This window comes from Bradyrhizobium sp. 482_C4_N1_8 (genome assembly GCF_052075965.1).
GTDB lineage: Bacteria > Pseudomonadota > Alphaproteobacteria > Rhizobiales > Xanthobacteraceae > Bradyrhizobium > Bradyrhizobium barranii.
In genome coordinates this window covers 1,287,660-1,313,635 of sequence record NZ_CP197231.1, presented here as the reverse complement: position 1 = coordinate 1,313,635, position 25,976 = coordinate 1,287,660, and the positions used below count along the sequence as shown (strand labels likewise).

Below are 25,976 nucleotides of genomic sequence, written 5' to 3'. Positions count from 1 at the left end.
TCAAAACATGTCCGTCGCACAATTTGCAGTCCTGGACACCGGCTCCAACCGGACACTTGCCGAACGTCTGATCGACCAGCTCGCCGACCGCATCGGCGGCCTCGGCGTCGAGCTCGCCGACATCGCCGGCAACGTCCAGGAGGTCGCAAACCGCGTCGCGAACCAGTCCGAACGGTTCCATCACCTCCAGGAGACGGCCGAGACCATGGTCTCGGCCAATCACGATATCGCCAACGCATCGCAGGCGGTGCAATCGACCGCATCGGCGGCGGTCGGCGAGATCGCGCAGTCGCGCGGCGCGGTCGACACCGCGGTCAGCCACATCTCCGAGCTCGTCGCAGCCGTGGAGCGGATCGAGGCGCGCCTGAGCGCGGTCGGCTCGGCGCTGGCGCAGGTGGCAAAAGTGTCCGGCTCGATCGAGGCGATCGCGAAGCAGACCAATTTGCTCGCGCTCAACGCCACCATCGAGGCGGCCCGCGCCGGCAATGCCGGCCGTGGTTTTGCGGTGGTCGCAAGCGAGGTCAAGAATCTCGCGGAGGCTACCCGTGCGGCCACGCATCAGATCTCCGACACCGTGCGCGATCTCGACGGCCAGATCGAAGGCCTGATCGGCGAGAGCAGCGACGCTTCGCAACGCGCTAAGACTGCCGGCGAAGGCGCCCAGCAGATCTCCGGCATCATCTCGCGGGTCCAGCAGGGTTTTGCCTCGGTGGAAGCGGAGATTGACAGCGTCACGCGCGCCGCGACCTCCAATCTCGGCCATTGCGACACGGTCATCAGCGAGCTCAACGAGCTCGCCAAGGGCGTCGACCTGTCCTCGCGCGATCTCAAGAACGCCGATCAGCGCGTGACAAAACTGCTCGACACCTCCGAAGCGCTGATCGCAATGATCGCCGACAGCGGCGTGGAGACATCGGATGCGCCGCTGATCCGCGTCGTCGTCGAGACCGCAAAGCGGATCTCGGACGAGTTCGAGGCCGCAATCGACCGCGGCGAGATCACGCTCGACCAGCTCATGGACGAGAACTACCGGGAAACCCCCGGCACCGATCCCAAGCAATACAAGACCAACTACGTCGACTTCACCGACCGCGTGCTGCCCGCCATCCAGGACCCAATCCAGAAGTCCGATTCCCGCATCGTGTTCTGCGTCGCCTGGGCCAAGGGCGGCTATCTGCCGACCCACAACCCGAACTACCGCCTGCCGCAGGGCAAGGACCCCGTCTGGAACAACGCCAATTGCCGCAACCGCCGCCTGTTCAGCGATCGCGCGGTGAAGAAGGTCGCGGCCAACACAAAACCGTTCCTGCTCCAGACCTATCGCCGCGACATGGGCGGCGGACAGTTCGTGCTGATGAAGGACCTGTCCTCGCCGATCGTGATCCGCGGCAAGCACTGGGGCGCCTTCCGGATGGGTTTTCGGCAGAGCTGAGGGTCGCTCCGGCGGCCCCCTGAATCAAAAACCTGAAAAACAACCCCATGCACAGTAGCGGGGGCCAGGGGAATCAAGGACTTACGCCGGCAGGCCAGGACGCAGTTTGACGCGTCGGGCAAAACAGGCGCATAATACTACTATTCCGAAATCACCCATACGTGCAGACAAACCCCTCACCCGGGTCAGTCTGCATCTGCCAGCGCAGCAGCCCACTCCCGCAAAGTGGAGCTATCGCGTATGGCATTTTGCACGACCTGAGCGCGCGCCTCGTCCTTCGAGACGACCGCTTCGCGGTCTCCTCAGGATGAGGCTAAGCGGCATCGGTGCTCGTCAAAACGACGGCCGCACACTCAGTCCTCATCCTGAGGGCCCGCCGCAGGCGGGCGTCTCGAAGGATGGCCGCGAGCAAGGACGTGCCACGGCCCGACTTTCCCAATCGCACGAATTTCGTCATCGCATGAATTTCCGCATTCGCACGATCATCTGCGGCGATCAACGATGCATGCGACGAAAATGCGTCACAACATGACGATTATCATATCAATTGGCCCAATTCCGCTGCAGCGATCGCCGCACAAATTCGTGAACGTCATGGCCTGACGCGTCGGCAACGCAAATATGCATCGCCGGATATTCTGGCGCTTCATCGTTTCGCATCAGTATGATTATTGTCGCGCACGAATTCGCCGACGAGATCGCCGCAAGCGATCAAGCGAGCAAGGGGATGCATATGGCAACAACTCTCACCATCAACGGCGAAACGAAATCGTTCGACGCGCCGCCGGAAATGCCGCTGCTGTGGGTGCTGCGCGACATCCTCGGAATGACGGGCACGAAATTCGGCTGCGGCATCGCGCAATGCGGTGCCTGCACGGTGCATGTCGACGGCAAGGCCGTGCGCTCCTGTGTCCTGCCGGTCAGCGCGGTTGCGAACCGCGCCATCACCACCATCGAACATGTCGGCAATACGCTCGCAGGCGCGAAGGTGCAGAAAGCCTGGCTCGATCTCGAGGTGGTCCAGTGCGGGTATTGCCAATCCGGCCAGATCATGGCGGCCGCCGCTCTACTGGCAACCACCTCTCATCCGGATGATTCCGACATCGACGCCGCGATGGCTGGCAACATCTGCCGCTGCGGCACCTATGTCCGCATCCGCGAGGCCATCAAGCAGGCCGCCAACGGCCGTCAGTCGTGAGGTCCGCCATGAATGCACACAACAGCCTCTCCCGCCGCACGCTTCTGACCAGCGGTCTTGCGACCGGTTTCCTGCTCGCCTTTCACCTGCCCCTACGGGCCGCCGTCAACGAGCCGGAGCAGCCGAAGGATACGACCGACGGCAAGTTCGCGCCCAACGCCTTCATCCGTATCGACGAGACCGGCCAGACCACGCTGATCATGCCGCAGGTGGAGATGGGTCAGGGCATCTACACCTCGATCTCGATGGTTCTGGCCGAAGAGCTCGACGCCGATTGGGCAAAGGTCGGGGCGTTGCACGCGCCGCCAAACGACAAGTTCTACGCCAATCCCGCCTTCGGACTGCAGGCGACGGGTGGTTCGACGTCGATCCGCGCCTGGTGGAAGCCGCTACGCGAAGCGGGTGCCAGCGCGCGCGCGATGCTGGTGCAGGCCGCCGCCGCGCAATGGCAGGTCGAGCCCGCGAGTTGCACGACGTCCAAGGGCGAAGTCATCCATGCGGCAAGCGGCCGCAAGCTCGGCTATGGTGAGCTCGCGCTGGCGGCACAGAGCCAGACACCGCCGAAGGATGTCCCGGTCAAGGACCCCAAGGACTTCGTCCTCATAGGCCAACCGCTGAAGCGGCTGGATACACCGGACAAGGTCAACGGCAAAGTCGTCTACGGCATCGACGCGATCCTGCCCAACATGAAGATTGCCGCGATCGCCAATTGCCCGGTGTTCGGCGGCAAGGTCGGCAAGGTCGATGACAGCGCAGCGATGAAAGTCGCCGGCGTGCGCAAGGTCGTCGTGCTCGACGACGCCGTCGCCGTGATCGGCGATCACATGTGGGCGGCCAAGAAAGGTCTCGAAGCGCTCAAGATCGAGTGGAACGAAGGACCGAACGCCAAGATCTCCACCAAGGACATCTGGGACGATTTACGCAAGGCCAGCGAGAAGGATGGCGCGATCGCGAAATCCGTCGGCGACATCGCCAAGGGGCTTGCCAGCGGAGACAAGTTCGAGGCGAGCTTCGAACTGCCGTTCCTCGCGCATGCCTCGATGGAGCCGATCAACGCCACCGTTCACGTCAGGCCGGATGCCTGCGAGATCTGGACCGGCACACAAATCATGACGCGCGTGCAGTCGGAGGCGGCGAAGGCCGCCGGCCTTCCCGTCGAGAAGGTGATCGTCAACCAGCACCTGCTCGGCGGCGGTTTCGGCCGCAAGCTCGAACCCGATATGGTGGTTGCGGCGGTCAAGATCGCCAAGCAGGTCGACTATCCCGTCAAGGTGATATGGACCCGCGAGGAGGACATCCAGCACGACGTCTACCGCCCGGTCTATCGCGACCAGGTCAATGCGACCCTGGTCGATGGCAAGGTGGCGGCCTGGAAGTACAAGATCGCAGGTTCTGCGGTGATTGCCCGCTGGCTGCCGCCAGCGTTCCAGAAGGGCGTCGATATCGACGCGGTCGACGCCGCCGTGGAGACGCCCTACGACTTTCCCAACTTCCACGTCGAATATGTCCGTGCCGAGCCACCGGTTGTGCCGACCGGCTTCTGGCGCGGTGTCGGCCCGAACAACAATGTGTTCGCGTTCGAATGCGCGCTGGACGAACTTGCGCGCAAGGCCGGCAAGGATCCGGTCGAATTCCGAAGGTCGATGCTGACCAAGACTCCGCGTGCGCTCGCGGTGCTCAACCTTGCCGCGGAGAAATCCGGCTGGGGCCAACGGCTGCCGGCCCGCGTTGGCCGTGGCGTCTGCCTGCAGCCATCGTTTGCGAGCTTCCTCGCAACTGTGGTGGAAGCCGAGATCGACGACATCGGCGAGATCACCCTGCGCCGCATCACCTCGGTGGTGGACACCGGCATTGCGGTCAACCCCGATACGATCAAGGCGCAGATCGAGGGCGGGCTGATCTTCGGCCTCACCGCCGCGCTCTATGGCGAGATCACCATCGACAAGGGCCGCGTGCAGCAGTCGAACTTCCACGACTACCGCATGATGCGCATCAACGAGACGCCGAAGATCGAGGTCATCGTCGTCAAGAGCGGCGAAGCGCCCGGCGGCATCGGCGAAGCCGGCGTCAATGCCGGACCACCGGCCCTGCGCAACGCGATTTACGCCGCAACCGGCGTGGCGCTGCGGCGCCTGCCGATCGACCGGAAACTTCTGGCTGCGGGGAAGAAGGCATGAGCGGCAAGATGCGTATCCTCACAAGCCTGGTCGTGATCGCCATCGTCGTGGCGGCGCTCGGCGTCTGGATCATCCGTGGGCCCGGTCCGCTCGACTTCGCCGGCGGCACCAAAGTGGCGCTGGCGGATTATCGCGCCGGCAAGCCGACCGGCGTGCCGGCCAAGCTGGAGAAAGCGAGTGTGGTCGAGCGCGGCGAGTATCTCGCGAAGGCGGCCGACTGCATGGTCTGCCACACCAAGCCCGGCGAGAAGGAATATTCCGGCGGGCTCGGCTTCAAGCTGCCGTTCGGCACGCCCTATTCGACCAACATCACGCCGGACAAGGACACCGGCATCGGCAATTACAGCGACCAGGATTTCCTCAACGCGGTCCAGCGCGGCACGCGTCATGACGGCGCGCGGCTCTATCCGGCCATGCCCTACACGTCCTACACCTACATGACGGACGAGGACGTGCTGGCGGTGAAGGCGTATCTGTTCAGCCTGCCGGCAGTGCGCGCGAAAGCGCCCGACAACACGCTGTCGTTCCCGTTCAACCAGCGCTGGGCGATGATCTTCTGGTCGGCCGTGTTCAATCCGGACACGCGCTTTACGCCGGATACCTCGAAGAGCCCGGAGTGGAACAGAGGTGCGTATCTCGCCGAAGCGCTGGCGCATTGCGGCGAGTGCCACACGCCGCGCAATCTCGGCTTTGCGCTCGACAACCGCAAGAAGTTCGGCGGCGCGATCACGGCCGGCTGGCGCGCTTTCAACATCTCCTCCGACAAGGCCACCGGCCTCGGCAATTGGCGCGACGAGGATCTGATCTCGTATCTCTCGCTCGGCCACGCGCCGGGCCACGGCTCGGCCTCGGGTCCGATGGGCGAAGCGGTCGATCACAGCTTCAGCCAGTTCGCTCCCGAAGACATCCGCGCGGTCGTCGCCTATCTGCGCAGCGTGCCGCGGGTGGCCTCGCCCGACCTGCCTGCCACCACGGCACCGGCCGCGCCCGCCTCGCACAAGGACGGCGTCACGGCCGACGCACGCGGCAAGATGGTGTTCGCCAGCGCCTGCGCCAGCTGCCACGGCTGGAGCGGCGAGAGCCCGGTCTCGCCGATGGCGACGCTGACCGGCACCTGGGCCGTCAACGACCCCGCCGCCACCAACGTCGCGCAGATCGTGCTGTCGGGCACCAAGCGGCATACGCCCGACGGCGCGCTCTCGATGCCGGCGTTCGGCGATGCGTATAGCGACGACGAGATCGCGGCGGTGGCGAACTACGTCACGGCACGGTTCGGCACCAAGGGCTCGAAGCTGACGGCGAAGGATGTCGCGGAGCTGCGGGAGCAGACGGCGGAGTAGTGTACGACGAGATTGACGCGTGATCGCGCGCCAATCTCCGCCGTCGTCCCGGACAAGCGAAGCGCAGATCCGGGACCCATACCCACAGGGCGGGGTTTGGCGAAGATTCGGTGTGGGAGCTGTGCCCCGCACTACTCCCTGGGGTTATGGATCCCCGCCCCCGTGCGCAATTGCGCACTAGGCGGGGACGACACCGAGGATGTGGCGCCGCTTTCAGCTCAACCATAACATCGGCGCGGACGCGTCACCCGCCCGCGCCGATGCGTATCGTCACGTAATCGCAATCGGACATCCGTTGCTTCCCGTCGCGCCCTTGATGGGCGCCGGGGTGAACGAATAGACGAACTGATACTTCTTCTCGGCGATCAGATCGTCGAAGATCAGGTTCTCGTGGTTGTGGATGCCGTGCTTGGTCTGCAGCTCGGCGTGGACCACGAAAGCGAGCGACTTGTCGGGATTGGGCACCACCTCGACCGCCCAGGTGTCGGCGCCGGTCAGCGCAAGATCCTTTTCGACCACCCACTTCGCAGCATCGAGGCCGATGCCCGGCTCGCCACTGTTGAAGCGATCATTGTTCTTCATCCACAGCGAGCCCCAGCCGGTGTGGAACATGATCGCGTCGCCAGGCTTGATGTCGCTCTCGGGGATGTTCTGCTTCGCCAGCGCCGCCTTGATGTCAGCCGAGGTGATCTCCTGCCCCGCATCCATCATGCCGCCCTTGAGCGCGACCATGTCGAGCAGATGCGCGCGGGTGAAGATCGGCTTAAGCTTCTCGATGCCAAGCTTCTTGAGCCCGTATGCGTCGCTAATTTCTGCAGCTGTGAAGCCATTGTAGAATCGCATCTCGCTCTTGTCGCCGTCCTTGCCGAGCTGGACTCCAATATGGCCGAGGCCGTCGAACTGCGTACCGGTCTGGCCGATCTCGGTGGCCAGGAATTCGTCGTGATAGACCATCTTATTGTCACCGAACGGGCCGCCGGTCGGGCTGCCGGGAATGCGCAGTGCGAATATACGCGCACCAAACAGCGGCATGGCGGCTTCGTAGACGCGGCCGATCTTGTAGATCTTGCCGTCCTTGATCCATTTCGCCGCGTCGAGGACCTTCGCCGGGGTGATGTGGTTGGATGCGCCGGACTCGTCATCCTTACCCCATTTCGATGGCCACCAGGGCTTGTCGGTGCCCTTGGGCATGGAGGTTGCAGTCTGCGCCTGGGCCTCACTGATCGGTGCAAGCGCGAACTTGCCGTGCATCGAGCCGGCGAGCGCGGCTCCAGCAACGCCGGCGATGCCCGCGGTGCGGAGCAGGGTCCGGCGATCCGTCGTGGAGCCGCCGCCGTCTTGATCTACGTTATTGATCTCGTTAGACATTCCACCCTCCCAGGTTGTGGTCAGAACAATGTCTGACTCTAAAATTGTTTCCGCTAGCCTCCTCCTCCGCTACGCTGTTGTCCAGCGACAAAAATAAGACGGCCGACGCGAGAGCTTCCCATGGGCCTGTTCGAAAGCGATAAATCCGCGCAGCGACTTCCGGTCTCGCTGATCACCGGCTTTCTCGGCAGCGGCAAGACCACGCTGCTCAATCGCTTGCTGCGCCACGACGGCATGAAAGACAGCGCCGTCATCATCAACGAGTACGGCGAAGTCAGCCTCGACCATCTCCTGGTCGAACGCGTCGACGGCGAAGTCGCCGTGCTTGCGAGCGGATGCATCTGCTGCACCATCCGCAGCGACCTGGAGCAGACGCTGCGAGACCTTCTGGTGAAGCGGGACCGCGGCGAGATTCCGCCGTTCCGCCGTATCCTGGTCGAGACCACCGGGCTCGCCGACCCCGCGCCGATCGTGCAGCTTCTGCTCAACAATCCGCTCGTCTCGCACTTCCTGCGGCTCGACACGGTCGTGACCACGGTCGATGCGGTCAACGCGCCGCATCAGCTCGACCGGCAGTATGAGGCGGTGAAACAGGTGGCGTTGGCCGACCGGCTGTTGATCACCAAGAGCGACCTGGTCGAGGACATCGCCGCGCTTGAGCTGCGCCTGCGGCGGCTCAATCCCGGCGCCAGAATCGAAAACGTCAGTCACGGCGAGATCGATCCCGCGCAGCTATTCGGCGCCGGCCTGATCGATCCCGAGCTGAAAAGGATAGACGTTGAGCGCTGGCTCAACAAGCGGGCCTTCGCGGAACCAGATGCGCACGCCGGCCATGCGCATCACGATCATCACGCGCACCATGATCATGACCATCATGATCACGATGCGTCGATCGCGAGCTTCATGCTGGCGTTCGACGAGCCGCTCGACTGGATGGCCGTGACGCACTGGCTTGCGCATTTACGCAACGCGCGCGGCCAGGATCTGCTGCGGGTGAAGGGGATCCTCAATCTCCGTGACGAACCGACGCCGATCGTGATCCATGGCGTGCATCACGTCTTCCATCCGCCGGTCGCGCTCAGCGGCTGGCCCGACAGCGATCGCCGCTCGCGCATCGTCTTCATCACGCGCGGGATCTTGCGGGCGGACGTGCTTGAGCTCTGGCAGGCGGTTCGCGCCGCAGCGTGAGGCGCGTCGAAATGAGCGACGCTGCTCTTACCCTCCCCTGGAGGGGGAGGGTCGATCGCGCGAAGCGCGAGCGGGGTGGGGTGATCTCTCCACGCGGGCACTGTTCGTCGCGGAAGGACCGTCACCCCACCCCGCTACGCATTCCGCTTCGCTTCATGCGTAGCGACCCTCCCCCTCCAGGGGAGGGTGGCCAATACCGTGAGACTTCAGCTCAACCAGAACTTCGGCGTCGCCGGCTCCAGCCGGCCGCCGACGCGCACCGGCGCAATCTTTAGCGCAAGGCCCGTGGCATCATCCGTCTCGACCGCAACGCCGCTGAGCGTTGCAACGCCAGCCGCCGGCTCGAACCGGCCGGAGGGAATCCCCGACGTGAAGCGCCGCAGCGGTTCTTCCTTCTGCATGCCGATGATGGAATCGTAATCGCCGGTCATGCCGGCGTCGGTCATGTAGGCCGTGCCGCCCGACAGGATCTGGTGGTCGGCGGTCGGCACATGGGTGTGGGTGCCGACGACGAGGCTGGCGCGGCCGTCGCAGAAGAAGCCGATGCCCTGCTTCTCGCTGGTCGCCTCGCAATGGAAGTCGACGACGATGGCGTCGGCGGCAACGCCGAGCGGACAGGCACCAAGCTCGCGCTCGAGCGCGGCGAAGGGATCGTCGAACGGGGTCATGAAGACCCGGCCGAGCGCGTTGACGACGAGCGCGTGCTTGCCGTTCTTGGTCTCCACCAGCGCGGCGCCGCGGCCGGGCGTGCCGCGCGGGTAGTTCGTGGGCCGCACCAGGCGTTCGGCGCGCTCGATGAACACCAGGGCTTCACGCTGGTCCCAGGAATGATTGCCGAGCGTCACCGCATCGGCCCCGGCATCGAGAAACTCCTGATAGATCGCTTCCGTGATGCCGAAGCCGCCGGCGGAATTCTCGCCGTTGACGACGACAAAATCGAGCGACCAGTCCTTGACCATGCCGGGCAGATATTCGGCGATGGCGTTGCGGCCGCTACGGCCGACGACATCACCCACGAAGAGAATGCGCAACTTCAGAACTCCGGAAATCGAACACGTCCGATTCCGTTAGCACATAATCCAGCGCGACGTCGTGCGATAGTGCCGGAACCGCCTTGATCTCCTGCGCTGCAAAAGCAAGCCCGATGCCGACGATCTGCTTGGTCTTGCGCAGATGCGCGAAGGTGTGGTCGTAGTGCCCCGCGCCATAGCCGATGCGATGGCCGAGACGGTCGAAGGCCGCGAGCGGCGTCAGCATGATGTCGGGGATGACTTCGGCCGCGGCCGGCGACGGCTCGGGAATGCCGAGCGGGCCGAGCATCAGGCGGTCGTTCGGATGGAAGATGCGGAAGATCAGCGACTGGCCGCGGGCGGTGACGCAGGGCAGCGCGAGCCTTGCGCCCGCCTCGGCGAGCGCCTTCATCAGCGGCAGCGGATCGATCTCGCTGCGGATCGGGGAATAGCCGGAGACGATGCTGCCGGGCAGGAGCGGGAACGGCAGCCCGCGCTTGGCGAGCTTTGCGGCGGCGGCGGTGCGCTTCTTCTCGCTCAGCGCATCGCGCGCCGCGAGGGCTTTGGCACGGAGTTCGGCTTTCGAATTGGACATGCGCTTTGGTCCCCCACGTCATCACCCACCTTGTGCGCCCTTGCGCACCGGGGCGGGTGATCCAGTATTCCAGAGGCGGTGGTGATTCACACAAAGGCTGCGGCGTACTGAATGCGCCGGGCAAGCCGGAGCATGACATCTACCGAGCTGGCCGCAGTCGTTTCGACAAGCACAAACCAAGCAAAAAAAGTGCGAAGCCGCGAACGCCGTTGAAGCACTCGATCCCGGAGTTCCCTACGAAAGTAGGTGGGCACCATATGTCCGAGCCCACGGGCCCGGCCAGGGACAGTTCCCTAAAGGATCGATAAGGCCCCGGGGATATATGGCTCCTGACGCACGTCGCAGCCTCGCCCGCGCAATGTAACAACGATACTGACGAACCGCCAGCCCAACGGGCGGTCCGCCCAAAATCAGCCGATCGCGATCCCGTTGCCCACCGTCCGGTTCAGGACCTGGGTCGACTTCTCGATGCGCTCGGCGGCGGCGTTGAGCGCATTCACCACGGCGGTCTGGGTCATCCGGGCGCGCTCGACGGCGGCATTGCGGAAATCCCTGAGCTCAGTCAGCTCCTGCTCCATGGTGCGGACGCGGTTGCCAACGTCGACCAGCTCGTCGCAGACGGTCAGCGCCGCCATCACGGTGAGCCTGGCATCACCGATCTCGCCGAATTTTCCGCGCAGCGACTGAATTCGCGTCTCCAGGCTTTCGGCGAGCTTGAGCAGCCGCACCTCCTGGCCCTCCTCGCAGGCCATGCGGTATTGCCGGCCGTTGATGGTGACGTTGATGTGGCTCATCCGTCCTCTCCGGTATCGAGCACCGAGCGTATCGTGACGATTGCGGAATCCAGCCGATCGGAGATTTCGCGATTGGTGCGCTCGAGCTTGCGCGCCTTCACCAGCGCGCCGTCGAGCTCATCGGCAAGCCGCGAGCGATCCGCGCCCAGTGCCTGGATTCGCGCCGCGAGCTCGTTCTCGTCGCGATCGGCATCGCGCCGCCGCTCCACCGCGCTTTCGAGCGCGTCGAGCGCCGCCATGAGTCTGCGGGTCGCGATCTCGATCTCGACGGCCGAGGACTCCGTCATGGCAGAGCTGTTTGAAACGCGATCGTTCATGCAGTCAGCGGCGGAACCTGTGGCCTTGCCCGTGGGGCTTGCCGTCCGGCAAAAGACTCGGTTCGGCAAACGGTTAGAAGCAGAAATTTACGTGGCAAGCTAGCGGAGCGCAACGCCGCCGCGAAACTATGCACTGCTAAGCAACTTTTACGGCCAAACCGACGTTTGATTGCCTTGGACTCCCGGAACCGAGGTGCTATCCCAGCCCAACCTTCCGTGGCCGCCAGGCTCCCCCCACGCGGCCCGCACCACCGCCAAGCGCCTCATTTCAGACGGATTTCAGACATGACGCAAGTCGACCACAACCGCATGGCCAACGCGATCCGTGGCCTCTCGATGGACGCTGTCGAGAAGGCGAAATCGGGCCATCCCGGCCTGCCGATGGGCGCCGCCGACGTCGCCACGGTGCTGTTCACGCAATTCCTGAAATTCGACGCCACTGCCACCGACTGGCCCGACCGCGACCGCTTCGTGCTCTCGGCCGGCCACGGTTCGATGCTGCTCTATTCGCTGCTGTATCTGACCGGCAATGCCGACATGACGCTGGATCAGCTCAAGCAGTTCCGCCAGCTCGGCGGCTTGACCCCGGGCCATCCCGAGAACTTCCACACCAAGGGCATCGAGACCACCACCGGCCCGCTCGGCCAGGGCATCTCGACCGCGGTCGGCATGGCGCTCGCCGAGAAGATGCTGGCCGCCGAGTTCGGCAAGAAGATCGTCGACCACCACACCTATGTGCTCGCCTCCGACGGCGACCTGATGGAAGGCGTGTCGCAGGAAGCGATCGCGATGGCCGGGCACTGGAAGCTCGGCAAGCTGATCGTGCTCTACGACGACAACGGCATCTCGATCGACGGCCCGACCTCGATCTCCGATTCCGTCGACCAGGTGAAGCGCTTCAAGTCCGCGGGCTGGGCCGCCGAAAAGATCGACGGCCATGACCAGGCCGCCATCGCCGCTGCGATCACCCGCGCGCAAAAATCCAACAAGCCGACGCTGATCGCCTGCCGCACCACCATCGGCTTCGGCGCGCCGCACAAGGCCGGCACCGCGAAGGCGCATGGCGAGGCGCTCGGCGCCGACGAGCTCAAGGCCGCCAAGGAAAATCTCGGCATCTCGCTCGAGCCGTTCTCGGTGCCGGATGACGTGCTTAAGGCCTGGCGCGCAGCCGGCAGCCGCGGCGCGGCGGCACGGCAGGAATGGGAGGGACGGCTCGGCGAGCTCGGCAGCCGCAAGCGCGCCGAGTTCGAGCGCCGTCTGCGCCACGAGCGTCCGGCCTCGCTCGCGAAGGCCGTGCGCGCCTACAAGAAGGAGCTGCTGGAAAAGCCGATGACCGCGGCGACCCGCAAATCCTCGGAAGCGGTGATCGAAGTCATTGCCGGCGCGATGCCGATGGAATTCCTCGCCGGCTCGGCCGACCTCACCGGCTCCAACAACAACAAGGCGAAGTCGGCCACAGCTTTCTCGGCCAAGACGCCAAAAGGCCGCTTCATCCATTACGGCATCCGCGAGCACGGCATGGCGGCTGCGATGAACGGCATCTTCCTGCATGGCGGCTTCGCGCCGAACGGCGCGACCTTCCTGGTGTTCACCGACTATGCGCGACCCGCGATGCGCCTTGCCGCGTTGATGGGCGCCGGCGTCGTCTACGTGATGACGCACGACTCCATCGGCCTCGGCGAAGACGGCCCGACCCACCAGCCGGTCGAGCATCTCGCCGCACTTCGCGCCATTCCGAACATGCGCGTGTTCCGCCCCGCCGACTCCATCGAGGTCGCCGAGTGCTGGGAGCTTGCGCTCAATCGTATCGACGGCCCGACCGTGCTGGCGCTGACGCGTCAGAACCTGCCGCAGCTCCGCACCAATGCGCCGAACGACATTCCCTGCGCGGCCGGCGCCTACGAGCTGGTCGCCGCCCAGGGCGAAGCCAAGGCAACGCTGTTCGCTTCCGGCTCCGAGGTCGAGATCGCGGTCGCCGCCCAGAAGCAGCTCGCCGAGCGCGGCATCGCGTCACGGGTGGTCTCGGTGCCCTCGCTCGAGCTTTTGTTAGCGCAACCAGAAGCCAAGCGTGCCGAGATCATCGGCAACGCGCCGGTGAAGGTCGCGATCGAGGCCGCAGTGCGCTGGGGCTGGGACGCCGTGATCGGCCAGGATGGCGATTTTATCGGCATGCATTCGTTCGGCGCGAGCGCGCCGGCGAAGGATCTTTACAAGCATTTCGGCATTACCGCCGAGGCTGCGGTTAACGCTGTGCTGAAGCGCGTTAGCTGAGAGTTGAGCTTGCCAAAAAAAAGGACTACGTAGTCTCTCATATGATCAAGCATCGCCCGGCCGAACCGGGCGTCCGCCCTAAAAAACCCTCGCAGGCGCGCTAAGCGCGTTGTGCGGGATGATCGGGGTTATCGAACACGTCATTGAACGGTCATAAGGAGATGAAACATGGCAGTCCGCGTCGGAATTAACGGTTTTGGCCGCATCGGCCGCAACATCCTGCGGGCTATTGCCGAGTCCGGCCGCAAGGACATTGAGGTCGTCGGCATCAACGACCTCGGCCCGGTCGAGACCAACGCGCATCTCCTTCGCTTCGACAGCGTCCATGGCCGCTTCCCCGGCACCGTGACCGTCGATGGCGACTCCATCAACCTCGGCGGCGGCAAGATCAAGGTGACCGCCGAGCGCGATCCCTCGAAACTGCCCTGGAAGGATCTCGGCGTCGACATCGCGATGGAATGCACCGGCATCTTCACCGCGAAGGACAAGGCCTCCGCGCATCTCACCGCCGGCGCCAAGCGCGTGCTGATCTCCGCGCCCGCCGACGGCGCCGACGCCACCATCGTCTACGGCGTCAACCACGACACGCTCACCAAGGATCACCTGGTCGTCTCCAACGGCTCCTGCACCACCAACTGCCTCGCGCCGGTCGCCAAGGTGCTGAACGACCTGGTCGGCATCGAGACCGGCTTCATGACCACGATCCACGCCTACACCGGCGACCAGCCGACGCTGGACACGCTGCACAAGGATCTCTACCGCGGCCGTGCGGCGGCGATGTCGATGATCCCGACCTCGACCGGCGCGGCGAAGGCAATCGGCCTCGTGCTCCCGGAACTCAAGGGCAAGCTCGACGGCGTCTCGATCCGCGTGCCGTCCCCGAACGTCTCGGTCATCGACCTCAAGATCGTCGCCAAGCGCGCCACCGACGCCAAGGAAATCAACGCGGCGATGAAGCGGGCCTCCGAGCAGCAGCTCAAGGGCATTCTCGGCTACACCAATCAGCCGAACGTCTCGATCGACTTCAACCACGATCCGCACTCCTCGACCTTCCACGAGGACCAGACCAAGGTGCAGAACGGCACGCTGGTGCGTGTGATGTCCTGGTACGACAACGAGTGGGGCTTCTCGAACCGCATGGCGGACACCGCCGTCGCGTTCGCGAAGGTGATCTAACTCCGCTCTCGTGTCCCGGATGCGATGCAGCGTGAAACGCTGCGTCGCAGATCCGGGACCCATGTCCCTCCAGCGTAGGTCCCGGCTCTGCACGGCGGCACTCCGCGCCGCTATGCGCCCGGGACAAGAGAGTGTCCGATGACCAACAAATTCCGCACCCTCGACGACGTCGATGTGAAGGGCAAGCGCGTGCTGCTGCGCGTCGATCTCAACGTGCCCATGGACAACGGGCGCGTCAGCGACGCGACCCGGCTCGAGCGCGTTGCGCCGACCATCACCGAAATCTCGGACAAGGGCGGCAAGGTCATCCTGCTCGCGCATTTCGGCCGGCCGAAGGGACGCGACCCCAAGGAGTCGCTCAAGCCGGTTGCCGAAGCGCTGTCGAAAGTCGTGAACAGGCCCGTCGCCTTCGCCGACGACTGTGTCGGCGAGCCCGCGGCCACGGCCGTGGCTGCGTTGAAGGATGGTGACATCCTGTGCCTGGAAAATACCCGCTTCCACAAGGAAGAGGAAAAGAACGATCCCGCCTTCGTCGCGGAGTTGGCAAAACTCGGCGACATCTGGGTCAATGACGCCTTCTCGGCCGCGCACCGCGCCCATGCCACGACCGAAGGCCTCGGCCACAAGCTGCCGGCCTATGCCGGCCGCACCATGCAGGCCGAGCTCGTCGCGCTGGAGAAGGCGCTGGGCTCGCCGACCAAGCCCGTCATCGCGATCATCGGCGGCGCCAAGGTCTCGACCAAGATCGATCTGCTCGAAAACCTCGTCACCAAGGTCGACGCGCTCGTGATCGGCGGCGGCATGGCCAACACCTTCCTGCACGCCCAGGGCGTTGGGATCGGCAAGTCGCTGGCCGAGAAGGATCTCGCCGCGACGGCGATCCGCATCATGGAGAAGGCGGAAGCCGCCAATTGCGCGATCATCCTGCCGGTCGACGCCACCGTCGCCTATCATTTCGCGGCGAACGCGCCCTCGCATGCCTACGGGCTCGATGCGATCCCGGCCGACGGCATGATCCTCGACGTCGGCCCGCAATCGATCGCGCGTGTCCACGCCGCCATCGACGACGCCGCCACGCTGGTCTGGAACGGACCGCTCGGCGCCTTCGAGATGCAGCCGTTCGACCGCGGAACGGTGTCGGCCGCCAAGCACGCCGCCGAGCGCACCAAGGCCAAGAAGCTGATCTCGATCGCGGGCGGCGGCGACACGGTCGCGGCCCTCAACCAGGCCCATGTGGCCGGTCAATTCACCTATGTCTCGACCGCCGGTGGCGCATTCCTTGAATGGATGGAAGGCAAGCCCCTTCCCGGCGTCGAAGTTCTGCGCACCAAGTAATCAGTCGGCCTTTTAAGTCGGCCTTGCAGGCCCAAACCGGAGAAAAAGACAGATGGCTCGGATCACGTTACGTCAATTGCTCGACCATGCAGCGGAGAACGATTACGGCGTACCGGCCTTCAACATCAACAACATGGAGCAGGCGCTGGCGATCATGGACGCCGCCAACACGGTCGACGCGCCCGTCATCATCCAGGCCTCGCGCGGTGCGCGCTCCTACGCCAACGACATCATGCTCAAGCACATGATGGACGCGGTGACCGAGATCTATCCGCACATTCCGGTCTGCGTGCATCTCGACCACGGCAACGAGGCCGCGACCTGCATGACCGCGATCCAGGCCGGCTTCACCTCGGTCATGATGGACGGCTCGCTCAAGGCCGACGGCAAGAGCCCGGCCGACTGGACCTACAATGTCGGCGTCACCAAGACCGTGACCGACATGGCCCATCTCGGCGGCATCTCGGTCGAGGGTGAGCTCGGCGTGCTCGGCTCGCTCGAAACAGGCATGGGCGACAAGGAAGACGGCCACGGCGCCGAAGGCAAGCTGAGCCACGACCAGCTCCTGACCAATCCGGACGAGGCCGTGAAGTTCGTTCAGGAGACCAAGGTGGACGCGCTCGCGATCGCGATGGGCACCTCGCATGGCGCCTACAAATTCACCCGCAAGCCCGACGGCGACATCCTCGCCATGAAGGTGATCGAGGAGATCCACCGCAAGCTGCCGAACACGCATCTCGTGATGCACGGCTCCTCGTCGGTGCCGCAGGACCTCCAGGACATCATCAACGAGTTCGGCGGCAAGATGAAGCCGACCTGGGGCGTTCCGGTCGCCGAGATCCAGCGCGGCATCAAGAACGGCGTGCGCAAGATCAACATCGACACCGACAACCGCATGGCCATGACCGGCCAGATCCGCAAGGTGTTCAAGGAGCACCCGGAAGAGTTCGACCCGCGCAAGTACCTGAAGCCGGCGATGGAAGCGATGACCAAGCTGTGCAAGCAGCGGCTCCAGGAGTTCAATACCGCAGGCCAGGCCTCCAAGTTCAAGAAGGTCCTGACCCCCGCCGAGATGGCCAAGCGCTACGCCAAGGGCGAACTCGATCCGAAGGTGGCGTGATCTATCCCTCCCTCTCCCCGCTCTTCGCGGGGAGAGGGTCGGGGTGAGGGGCTCGCTCCGCGAATTGTGCCCTATCGATAGACCTGTACCCCCTCACCCGGATTTTACGCTACGCGCAAAATCCGACCTCTCCCCGCAGGCGGGGCGAGGTGAAGGGGCGCCCAGCCCGCTCTTTTTCGCCCAACTGACCTCCCGCCCCTTTACCCTGCGACGAACGTTAACTCGGCAATTGCCCGAGAACGGTCTATTTTCACAGGCAAGGGCAGCATCGTTTTGGGAGGACCTCTCGATGAATCTGACTGAGCTCAACAGGATCGCGACCGCCATGGTCGCGCCCGGCAAGGGCATCCTTGCCGCCGACGAATCCTCCGGCACCATCAAGAAGCGATTTGACGCGATCGGGGTGGAATCGACGGAAGGCAATCGCCGCGACTATCGCGAGATGCTGTTCCGCTCCAGGGAGGCCATGAGCCAGTACATCTCCGGCGTGATCCTCTATGACGAGACGATCTGGCAAGACGCGAAGGACGGCACGCCACTGGTCAAGCTGATCGAACAGAGCGGCGCCATCCCCGGCATCAAGGTCGACGAGGGCACGCAAGCCCTGCCGATGTGCCCGGGCGAGCTCGTCACCGTCGGGCTCGACAAGCTCGCCGAACGCCTGAAGAAATATTACGAGCGCGGCGCGCGCTTCGCCAAATGGCGCGCGGTGATCGATATCGGCAGCGGCATTCCGTCGATGACCGCGATCGGCGCCAACGCCCATGCGCTGGCCCGCTACGCAGCGCTGTGCCAGGCCGCGCAGATCGTGCCGATCGTCGAGCCTGAGGTGCTGATGGACGGCGATCACGACATCGACCGCTGCTATGAAGTGACGACCCGCGTGCTCAACAAGACCTTCCAGGAATTGCGCGTGCAGCGCGTTGCGCTCGAAGGCATGGTGCTGAAGCCGAACATGGCGATCTCGGGCAAGAAGTGCGCGAAGCAGGCTCCCGTCGAGGAAGTCGCGGAGAAGACAATTCGGCTGCTGAAGGCCTGCGTGCCCGCGGCCGTGCCCGGAATCGCCTTCCTCTCCGGCGGCCAGTCGGACGAAGAGGCGACTGCGCATCTCAACGCCATGCATAAGCTCGGGCCGCTGCCCTGGGGCCTGACCTTCTCCTACGGCCGCGCGCTGCAGGCCGCGCCGCAGAAGGCCTGGTCCGGCAAGGCCGAGAATGTCGCAGCCGGCCAAAGTGCATTCAGCCATCGCGCCCGGATGAATGGTCTGGCGTCCAAGGGCGAATGGCAAAGCAGCCTGGAAAAGAAAGCAGCCTAGATCTTGTCGAACAAATCGCCTCCGCCGCGCCCGGCGCCGCGTCTCTATCTCGCGACGCCTGCCGTCGATGATCCCGCTGCGCTCGTCGCCGAGCTGCCGGGCCTGCTCGCTGCCGCCGACGTCGCGGCCGTGCTGCTGCGGCTGAAGGAGACCGACCAGCGCACCATGATCACGCGCATCAAGGCGCTGGCCCCACCGGTCCAGAAGGCGGGCGCCGCGCTGCTCGTTGAAGGTCATGCCGAACTGGTCGCACGTGGCGGCGCCGACGGCGCGCACCTGCCCGGCATCGCCGCGCTGAAAGAGGCGCTGCCATCGCTCAAGCCCGATCGCATCGCCGGCGTCGGCGGGCTGACGACGCGGCACCATTCCATGGATGCGGGCGAGATAGGCGCGGACTACGTGCTGTTCGGCGAACCTGATGCAAAGGGCCAACGCCCGTCGTCCCAGGCGATCGCCGAGCGGCTGGACTGGTGGGCCGAGCTGTTCGAGCCGCCCTGCGTCGGCTTTGCCACCTCGCTCGAAGAGGCGCACGACTTCGCCGCCAGCGGCGCCGATTTCGTGCTGGTCGGCGATTTCGTCTGGTCCGATCCGCGCGGTCCCAAGGCCGCGCTGATCGAGGTCGACGCTGAGATCAAGAAGGCCCATGCGGCTGCGCTTGCGGGTCAGGAGCACGGCTAGCGCCCGACATGAAGCTCCCGCGCATCACCATCCTGGCCACGCTGCTGCTGACGGCGCCCGCGGCCGCGCAGCTCCAGATCACGCCGCCGGTGGCCACGCCTGGCGCTGTGCCTGAGAAACAGAAGCCCAAGCCGCCTCCGGCCGCCAAGAAGAAGGAGGCCGCGCCGGCGCCAAAACCTTCGGCCTCGCCCAAGCCGGCCGCCTCGCCCAAGCCGGCGCTGCCCGCAACCGTGATCCCCGCACCGGCAACCGACAATCCCAATGTCGATCTGGTGTTCGGCGCCTATCAGCGCGGCCAGTACAAGACGGCGTTCGATCTCGCCACCGCCCGCGCACAAGCAGGCGATCCCAAGGCGATGACCATGCTCGGCGAGCTCTATTCCAACGCCATGGGCATCCGCCGCGACTACGCCAAGGCGCTGGAATGGTACAAGCGCGCCTCCGATGCCGGCGACCGCGAGGCGATGTTCGCGCTCGCCATGCTGCGAATTTCCGGCCGCGGCGGCTCGGTCGACAAAAGCGAGGCGGTGAAGCTGATGGCGTCCGCCGCCAAGCTCGGCGAGCCCAAGGCGGCCTATAACCTCGCGCTGCTTTACCTCGACGGCCAGACCCTGCCGCAGGACGTCAAGCGGTCCGCCGAGCTGCTGCGTCAGGCCGCCGATGCCGGCCTGCCAGAGGCGCAATACGCGCTGGCGACCTTCTACAAGGAAGGCACCGGCGTGCCGAAGGACCCGGAACGCGCGGTGCGGCTGCTCCAGGCGGCTTCACTGGCGGACAATGTCGATGCCGAGGTCGAATATGCCATCGCCATGTTCAACGGCACCGGCACGGTGAAGAACCAGCCGGCCGCCGTCGCGTTGCTCCGCAAGGCCTCCCGCCAGGGCAGCGCGATCGCGCAGAACCGCCTGGCCTGGGTGCTGATCAACGGCATGGGCACGTCCGTGGACAAGGTCGAGGGCTTTAAATGGCACCTGGTGGCGAAAACCTCCGGCAAGGGCGATCCGGAGCTCGACAAGCAATTGTCCGACCTGCCGGCCGAGGACCGGGGCAAGGCCGAGGCCGCCGCCAGAAAATGGCTCGGGACCAAATGACTTGACGCAAAGGCCCTCGCAGGGCACCCCATCCTTCAAACAGGCGCGATTTCGCGCCATTTCCCCCGATCAAGACCAGAGCACATGCTGTATTCCGCCACTATCAACGTCATGGTCAAGGCCGCGCGCCGCGCCGGCCGCAGCCTCAAGCGCGATCTCGGCGAGATCGAGCATCTCCAGGTCTCGCTGAAGGGGCCGGCCAATTTCGTCTCGCTCGCCGACAAGCGCGCCGAGGAGATCCTCTACCAGGACCTCGCCAAGGCCCGCCCCGGCTACGGCTTCATCGGCGAGGAAGGCGGCACCCGCGAAGGCAGCGACAAGAGCCACACCTGGATCGTCGACCCGCTCGACGGCACCACCAACTTCCTGCACGGAATCCCGCAATTCGCGATCTCGATCGGCCTCGTGCGCGAGGGCACGATCATTGCGGGCGTGATCTACAACCCCGCCAATGACGAGCTCTACATCGCCGAGCGCGGCAAGGGCGCCTTCCTCAACGACCAGCGCCTGCGCGTCGCCGGCCGCCGCCAGCTCAACGAATGCGTGGTGGCCTGCGGCCTGCCCCATATCGGCCGCGGCGACCACGAGGAATTCCGCCGCGAGATGACCGCGATCCAGGACCGCGTCGCAGGCCTCCGCCGTTTCGGCGCCGCCTCCCTCGACCTGGCCTTCGTCGCCGCCGGCCGCCTCGACGGCTACTGGGAGCGCAATCTGCAATCCTGGGACATCGCCGCCGGCATGATCATGGTGCGTGAGGCCGGCGGCACGGTGAGCGACATCTCAACGCCGGGCGACGCGCTGGTGACCGGCCACGTCGTGTGCGGCAACGAGTTCGTGCACGGGGAGCTGGTGAAGATTTTGCGGAAGTAGGCTTAGGGCGAACCCTACGCTTCACACTCCGCCGTCATCACCCGCCTTGTGCGCACTTGCGTACTGGAGCGGGTGATCCCGTATTCCAGAGACGTTTGTTGGATACGGAAGGGCCGCGGCGTACTGGATGCCCCGCCTGCGCGGGGCATGACAGCTCGCCTTATGGCTTCGCCGGCGCGGGCGGCCCATACGTCTCGCCGGCCTTCGCGGCCTTCGGCTCCCTGTCCCCGGCCAGCACGCGCTGTACCGAGACGAAGAACACCGGCACCATCAGCAGCGCCAGGATCACCACCGCGATCATGCCACCCATCACGATGCTGCCGAGCGCTTGCTGGCTGGCGCCGCCGGCGCCATGCGCGATCGCCATCGGCAGCACGCCGCAGATGAAGGCAAGGCCGGTCATCAGAATCGGGCGGAAGCGCAGACGGCAGGCCTCGATGGTGGCTTCCACCAGCGGCTTGCCTTCTTTCCGCAGATCCTTAGCGAACTCGATGATCAGGATCGCGTCCTTTGCCGCGAGGCCGATGATGGTGATCAGGCCGACGGTGAAATAGACGTCGTTGGGCAGGCCGCGCAGCATCGCCGCGGCCACCGCGCCGACGATGCCGAGCGGCACCGTGAGCAGCACCGCGAGCGGAATGGTCCAGCTCTCGTAGAGCGCGGCAAGACACAGGAACACCACGAACACCGACAGCGCCAGCAGGAACGGCGCCTGCGACCCCGACAGCTTTTCCTGGAGCGACTGTCCGGTCCATTCATAGCCGAAGCCGCGCGGCAATTTGCTGGCAAGCCGCTCCATCTCGGCGATCGCGTCGCCCGAGGTGAAGCCGGGTTTCGCCTCGCCGGAGATGCGCACTGCGGGATAATAATTGAAGCCCGCGATCTGCGTCGGGCCGCGCGCCCATTCGACCGTGGCGAAAGAGGAGAACGGCACAAGCTGGCCACGACTGTTCTTGACGTTGTAGTTGAGGATGTCCTCGGTCCGCATGCGGTCGCGGGCATCGGCCTGCACCACGACGCGCTGCATGCGGCCGCGGTTCGGGAAGTCGTTGATGTAGTTCGAGCCGAGATTGGTCGAGATCGTGTTGTTGATGTCCTCGAAGGTGACGCCGAAGGCGCCGGCCTTCTCGCGGTCGATCACGAGATTGACCACGCCGGCCTCGGGCAGGCCCTCGATATAGACCTTCTGAAGCACCGGGCTCGCATTGGCCTCCGCGATCAGCTGGTCGGCGGCGCGCATCAATGCCGGATAGCCTTTCTGGCCGCGGTCCTGGAGGCGGAACGAGAAGCCCGAGGAGTTGCCGAGATTGTCGATCGGCGGCGGCTGGAGCGCAGAGATCTTTGCATCGCGGATCGACGACGACAGATCGCGGTTGATGTCGTTGACGATCGCGGCGGCGGAGTCCTTCGGCCCGCGCTCCGACCAGTCCTTCAGCGTGATGAAGGCTTGCGCGGTGTTCATGCCCTGCCCGGAGAAGCTGAAGCCGGTGAGGAAGGTGACATCCTTCACACCCGGCCGCTCGGCGAGATATTTCTCGACCTTCTCGATGACGGCCTCGGTGCGGGGATACGACGAATCCGACGGCGTCTGCACGTCGGTGGTGACGAAGCCCTGGTCGTCGATCGGCAGGAAGCCGCCGGGCAGGCTGACGAAGGCCCAGGAGAGACCAACCAGCAGCGCGACATAGACCAGCATCAGGCGGCCGGTCCGCTTCAGCGAGAAGCCGACTGTGCGGGAATAGCCCTCCTTGCCGCCTTCGAGCATGCGGTTGAACCAGCCGAACACGCCCCGCTTCGCATGGCCGTGGCCGGCCGCGACGGGCTTCAGAATCGTCGCGCACAGCGCCGGCGTCAGCGACAGCGCGAGGAAGGCGGAGAAGCCGATCGCAGCGACCATGGTCACCGAGAACTGGCGGTAGATGATGCCGACCGAGCCGGGGAAGAACGCCATCGGCACGAACACCGCCATCAGCACCAGCGTGATGCCGATGATGGCGCCCGATATCTGCGCCATCGCCTTCCGCGTCGCTTCCTTCGGCGGCAGGCCTTCCTCGGACATGATGCGCTCGACGTTCTCGACCACGACGATGGCGTCGTCGACGAGGATGCCGACCGCGAGCACCATGCCGAACATCGAGAGCATGTTGATGGAATAGCCGGCGAGCAGCAGCGTGGTACACGCGCCCAGCAGCGCCACGGGCACCACGATGGTCGGAATGATGGTGTAGCGGATGTTCTGCAGGAACAGGAACATCACCACGAACACCAGCACCACGGCCTCGACCAGCGTCGTCAGCACCTTCTTGATCGAGGCCTCGACCACGGGCGTGATGTTGTAGGGGATCTCGTAGGAGATGTTGGCCGGGAAGAAGCGCGACAGCTCCTTCATCTTCTCCTCGACCGCGCTCGCGGTCGCCAGCGCGTTGCCGGTCGGCGACATCAGCACGGAGAGGCCCGCGGTCGGCTTGCCGTTCAGGCGCGTGTTGAACTGGTAGCTGAGGCCGCCGACCTCGATGCGTGCGACGTCGCGCAACCGCACGGTCGAACCGTCGGCATTGGCGCGCAGGATGATGGAACCGAATTCGTCGGGGGACGAGAGCTGGCCCTTGACCAGCACCAGCGAGGAGGTGCGCTGGCTCGAGGTCGACGGCTCGGCGCCGATGCTGCCCGAAGCGACCTGTGCGTTCTGCGCGGCGATCGCCTTGTTGACGTCGTCCGCGGTCAGCCCGTAGCCGACCAGCTTTGCCGGATCGACCCAGACGCGCAAGCTGCGCTCGGTCGAATAGAGCGTGGCGCGGCCGACGCCGGGGATGCGGCGGATCTCGCCGAGCACGTTGCGGATCATGAAGTCGCCGAGGCCGACTTCGTCGAGGCTGCCGTCGGTCGAGTTCAACGTAATGATCTGGAGCACGGCGCTCGAGGCTTCCTCGATCAGGATGCCCTGCTGGATCACCGCGCGCGGCAGCCGCGCTTCGACGCGCTTGATGCGGTTCTGCACCTCGACGGAGGCGGCGCTGGTATCGGTGCCCGGCTGGAAATTGGCGATGATCTCGACCTGGCCGAGCGAGTCGCTGGTCGATTCGAAATTGAGGATGCCGGAGGCGCCGTTGAGCTCCTCCTCGATCAGCCGGGTGACGCTGTTGTAGAGGTTTTCGGGCGAGGCGCCGGGATAGCTGGTCGAGATCGAGATCGAGGGCGGCGCGATGATCGGATATTGCGCGATCGGCAGCAGCGGAACCGCGATCGCGCCGATCAAGCAGATGAACAGCGCGACCACCCAGGCGAAGATCGGCCTGTCGATGAAGAAACTCGCCATGGCGCGTTACCGCGTCAGCTTCTGGGCGTGCCGATTGTCCGCGGTGGCGTCCGCTTCCGACCAGGATTGCGGCTTCACCTTGTCGCCGGCCGCGAACTTCTGGAAGCCTTCGACCACGACCTTGTCGCCGGCCTTCAGGCCCTCGGTCACGAACCAGAGTCCGTCCTGCACCGACCCGGTGCGGACCGGTTGCACGGCGATGTGGTTGTCGTCCTTGACGACGAACACCTCGCTGCCGCCGCCGCCATTGCGCTGGATCGCCTGCTGCGGCACCGCGATCGCGTCGCTGTCGAGTCCCTGGTCGATGCGGACGCGGACATACATGCCCGGCAGCAGCTCGCGCTTGGGATTGCGGAATTCGCCGCGCAAGGTCACCTGGCCGGTATGGGCATCGACCTTGGCATCGGAGAACAGCAGCTTGCCGTCGAGCGAATAAAGGGTGTTGTCGTCGAGCACGAGGCGCACCTTGGCGGCATCGGCCGCGATGCGCTCGAGGTCGCCGCTCTCGAAGGCGCGGCGGAGCTGGTTGAGCTCGGTCACCGACTGGGTGAAGTCGGCATAGATCGGATCGAGCTGCTGGATGCTGGCGAGGTTGGTCTCGTTCTGCACCGCGAGCGCACCCTCGCTGACCAGCGCCGCACCGACGACGCCGTCGATCGGCGCGCGCACGGTGGCATAGTCGAGATTAAGTTTGGCGCGCGCGAGTTCGGCCTTGCGGCCTTCGACCTCGGCATGGGCCTGACGCTCGGCCGCGATCGCCTTCTCGTTCTCGGCTTCCGGGGCAGCGCGATCCTTGGTGAGGGTGGCGATGCGGTGCGCCTGCTGCCTGGCCTGCATCAACCCGGCCTCGGCCTTGGCGACGGCCGCCTCGGTGGCCATCACCTCGACCTCGAACGGACGCGGATCGATGCGATAGAGCGCATCGCCCGCCTTCACCTCGCTGCCCTGACGGAACAGGCGCTCGACGACGATGCCGGAGATGCGCGGCCGCACGTCGGAGACGCGCGTCGGCGCGATGCGGCCCGGCAGCTCGCGCACCACGGCGCGCGGCTGAGGCTTGACGATGACGATGCTGACGTCAGGATCGGCGGGCTGGGCAGCGGACACCGCAGAGACGGATTCGTCGCAGCCCGCGAGCAGCGGCGTAAGGGCCGCGAGCATGATTGCAACGCATGCCGATCGCGCGCGAAGTCCTGACATGAAGTTAAGTGCCCCGATGTTGTTGAAACTGAAATCATGCTCCGCGCGAGCCCGTTCTGGGCGATTCCATGCGGCTGATGCCGTCAAGATAGAAGGTACTTGCTGCGACGCAACGCATTGCGCGGGCGGCTCAATGCCACATGAGCTATCGTGCTGAGTTCAGGGCGCTTTTCGGGACTCACCGG

21 protein-coding genes and 1 other RNA gene are annotated in these 25,976 nt (G+C 65.1%); 14 read left to right on the top strand and 8 right to left on the bottom strand.

Annotated elements, in window-relative coordinates:
• The first annotated feature begins 7 nt into the window (after positions 1-7).
• The 4 genes from AB7Z56_RS06115 to AB7Z56_RS06100 all read left to right on the top strand — a co-directional run bounded on the left by AB7Z56_RS06115 (position 8) and on the right by AB7Z56_RS06100 (position 6,147).
• Positions 8-1,432, top strand: a complete 1,425-nt coding sequence (locus tag AB7Z56_RS06115) for a methyl-accepting chemotaxis protein (protein ID WP_063981033.1) — start codon at positions 8-10, stop codon at positions 1,430-1,432.
• Between the two features lie 733 nt (positions 1,433-2,165).
• Complete coding sequence (locus tag AB7Z56_RS06110) at positions 2,166-2,630, top strand: (2Fe-2S)-binding protein (protein ID WP_187387920.1); 465 nt, start codon at positions 2,166-2,168, stop codon at positions 2,628-2,630.
• A gap of 8 nt (positions 2,631-2,638) precedes the next feature.
• Positions 2,639-4,807, top strand: coding sequence for a molybdopterin cofactor-binding domain-containing protein (locus AB7Z56_RS06105; protein WP_441256175.1), 2,169 nt, complete (start codon positions 2,639-2,641; stop codon positions 4,805-4,807).
• Entirely contained in the window at positions 4,804-6,147 is a 1,344-nt protein-coding gene (locus AB7Z56_RS06100) for a c-type cytochrome (RefSeq protein WP_441256174.1), read from the top strand. Before AB7Z56_RS06105 ends, AB7Z56_RS06100 begins: the two co-directional genes overlap by 4 nt.
• 270 nt (positions 6,148-6,417) lie before the next feature.
• On the opposite strand, the gene AB7Z56_RS06095 is transcribed toward AB7Z56_RS06100, so the two are convergent.
• Positions 6,418-7,515, bottom strand: a complete 1,098-nt coding sequence (locus AB7Z56_RS06095; RefSeq protein ID WP_063981030.1) for a cyclase family protein — start codon at positions 7,513-7,515, stop codon at positions 6,418-6,420.
• Between the two features lie 120 nt (positions 7,516-7,635).
• On the opposite strand from AB7Z56_RS06095, the gene AB7Z56_RS06090 reads away from it, so the two are divergent.
• Positions 7,636-8,703, top strand: coding sequence for a CobW family GTP-binding protein (locus AB7Z56_RS06090; protein WP_354233512.1), 1,068 nt, complete (start codon positions 7,636-7,638; stop codon positions 8,701-8,703).
• Between the two features lie 206 nt (positions 8,704-8,909).
• Here AB7Z56_RS06090 and AB7Z56_RS06085 read toward each other — a convergent pair whose 3' ends face one another.
• The 5 genes from AB7Z56_RS06085 to AB7Z56_RS06065 all read right to left on the bottom strand — a co-directional run bounded on the left by AB7Z56_RS06085 (position 8,910) and on the right by AB7Z56_RS06065 (position 11,419).
• A complete protein-coding gene (locus AB7Z56_RS06085) occupies positions 8,910-9,734 on the bottom strand; it encodes a TIGR00282 family metallophosphoesterase (protein WP_028150900.1) in 825 nt (274 codons plus the stop codon).
• Positions 9,712-10,308, bottom strand: coding sequence for a 5-formyltetrahydrofolate cyclo-ligase (locus tag AB7Z56_RS06080; RefSeq protein WP_166079786.1), 597 nt, complete (start codon positions 10,306-10,308; stop codon positions 9,712-9,714). Before AB7Z56_RS06080 ends, AB7Z56_RS06085 begins: the two co-directional genes overlap by 23 nt.
• A gap of 190 nt (positions 10,309-10,498) precedes the next feature.
• Positions 10,499-10,659: non-coding RNA, 6S RNA (ssrS, locus tag AB7Z56_RS06075), on the bottom strand.
• Positions 10,660-10,718: 59 nt separating this feature from the next.
• Positions 10,719-11,102, bottom strand: a complete 384-nt coding sequence (locus tag AB7Z56_RS06070) for a cell division protein ZapA (RefSeq protein WP_028150902.1) — start codon at positions 11,100-11,102, stop codon at positions 10,719-10,721.
• Positions 11,099-11,419, bottom strand: coding sequence for a DUF4164 domain-containing protein (locus tag AB7Z56_RS06065; protein WP_020608063.1), 321 nt, complete (start codon positions 11,417-11,419; stop codon positions 11,099-11,101). The genes AB7Z56_RS06070 and AB7Z56_RS06065 overlap by 4 nt, the downstream gene beginning before the upstream one ends.
• Here AB7Z56_RS06065 and AB7Z56_RS06060 point away from each other — a divergent pair.
• From AB7Z56_RS06060 to AB7Z56_RS06020, 9 genes are all read left to right on the top strand, one after another.
• Complete coding sequence (locus AB7Z56_RS06060) at positions 11,388-11,522, top strand: hypothetical protein (RefSeq protein ID WP_256376459.1); 135 nt, start codon at positions 11,388-11,390, stop codon at positions 11,520-11,522. The genes AB7Z56_RS06065 and AB7Z56_RS06060 overlap by 32 nt on opposite strands.
• A 182-nt stretch (positions 11,523-11,704) precedes the next feature.
• On the top strand, positions 11,705-13,690 hold the full coding sequence (tkt, locus tag AB7Z56_RS06055; protein ID WP_063981027.1) for a transketolase: 1,986 nt from the start codon (positions 11,705-11,707) through the stop codon (positions 13,688-13,690).
• A 168-nt stretch (positions 13,691-13,858) separates the two neighbouring features.
• A complete protein-coding gene (gene gap, locus AB7Z56_RS06050) occupies positions 13,859-14,866 on the top strand; it encodes a type I glyceraldehyde-3-phosphate dehydrogenase (RefSeq protein WP_063981026.1) in 1,008 nt (335 codons plus the stop codon).
• A 138-nt stretch (positions 14,867-15,004) separates the two neighbouring features.
• A complete protein-coding gene (locus AB7Z56_RS06045) occupies positions 15,005-16,201 on the top strand; it encodes a phosphoglycerate kinase (RefSeq protein WP_063981025.1) in 1,197 nt (398 codons plus the stop codon).
• Positions 16,202-16,253: 52 nt separating this feature from the next.
• A complete protein-coding gene (fba, locus tag AB7Z56_RS06040) occupies positions 16,254-17,321 on the top strand; it encodes a class II fructose-bisphosphate aldolase (protein ID WP_071916654.1) in 1,068 nt (355 codons plus the stop codon).
• Between the two features lie 289 nt (positions 17,322-17,610).
• Entirely contained in the window at positions 17,611-18,636 is a 1,026-nt protein-coding gene (locus AB7Z56_RS06035) for a class I fructose-bisphosphate aldolase (protein ID WP_063981023.1), read from the top strand.
• A 3-nt stretch (positions 18,637-18,639) separates the two neighbouring features.
• Positions 18,640-19,314: a thiamine phosphate synthase gene (locus AB7Z56_RS06030; protein WP_063981022.1), complete on the top strand. Its 675-nt coding sequence runs from the start codon at positions 18,640-18,642 to the stop codon at positions 19,312-19,314.
• A gap of 8 nt (positions 19,315-19,322) precedes the next feature.
• Entirely contained in the window at positions 19,323-20,405 is a 1,083-nt protein-coding gene (locus tag AB7Z56_RS06025) for a tetratricopeptide repeat protein (protein WP_063981021.1), read from the top strand.
• Between the two features lie 84 nt (positions 20,406-20,489).
• Positions 20,490-21,275, top strand: coding sequence for an inositol monophosphatase family protein (locus AB7Z56_RS06020; protein ID WP_063981020.1), 786 nt, complete (start codon positions 20,490-20,492; stop codon positions 21,273-21,275).
• A 160-nt stretch (positions 21,276-21,435) separates the two neighbouring features.
• On the opposite strand, the gene AB7Z56_RS06015 is transcribed toward AB7Z56_RS06020, so the two are convergent.
• Both AB7Z56_RS06015 and AB7Z56_RS06010 read right to left on the bottom strand, forming a co-directional pair.
• Complete coding sequence (locus tag AB7Z56_RS06015) at positions 21,436-24,591, bottom strand: multidrug efflux RND transporter permease subunit (protein ID WP_063981019.1); 3,156 nt, start codon at positions 24,589-24,591, stop codon at positions 21,436-21,438.
• Positions 24,592-24,597: 6 nt separating this feature from the next.
• Positions 24,598-25,791 carry an efflux RND transporter periplasmic adaptor subunit gene (locus tag AB7Z56_RS06010; RefSeq protein WP_187387919.1) on the bottom strand — a complete coding sequence of 398 codons (1,194 nt, stop codon included), beginning with the start codon at positions 25,789-25,791 and terminating at the stop codon, positions 24,598-24,600.
• Positions 25,792-25,976 lie beyond the last annotated feature (185 nt).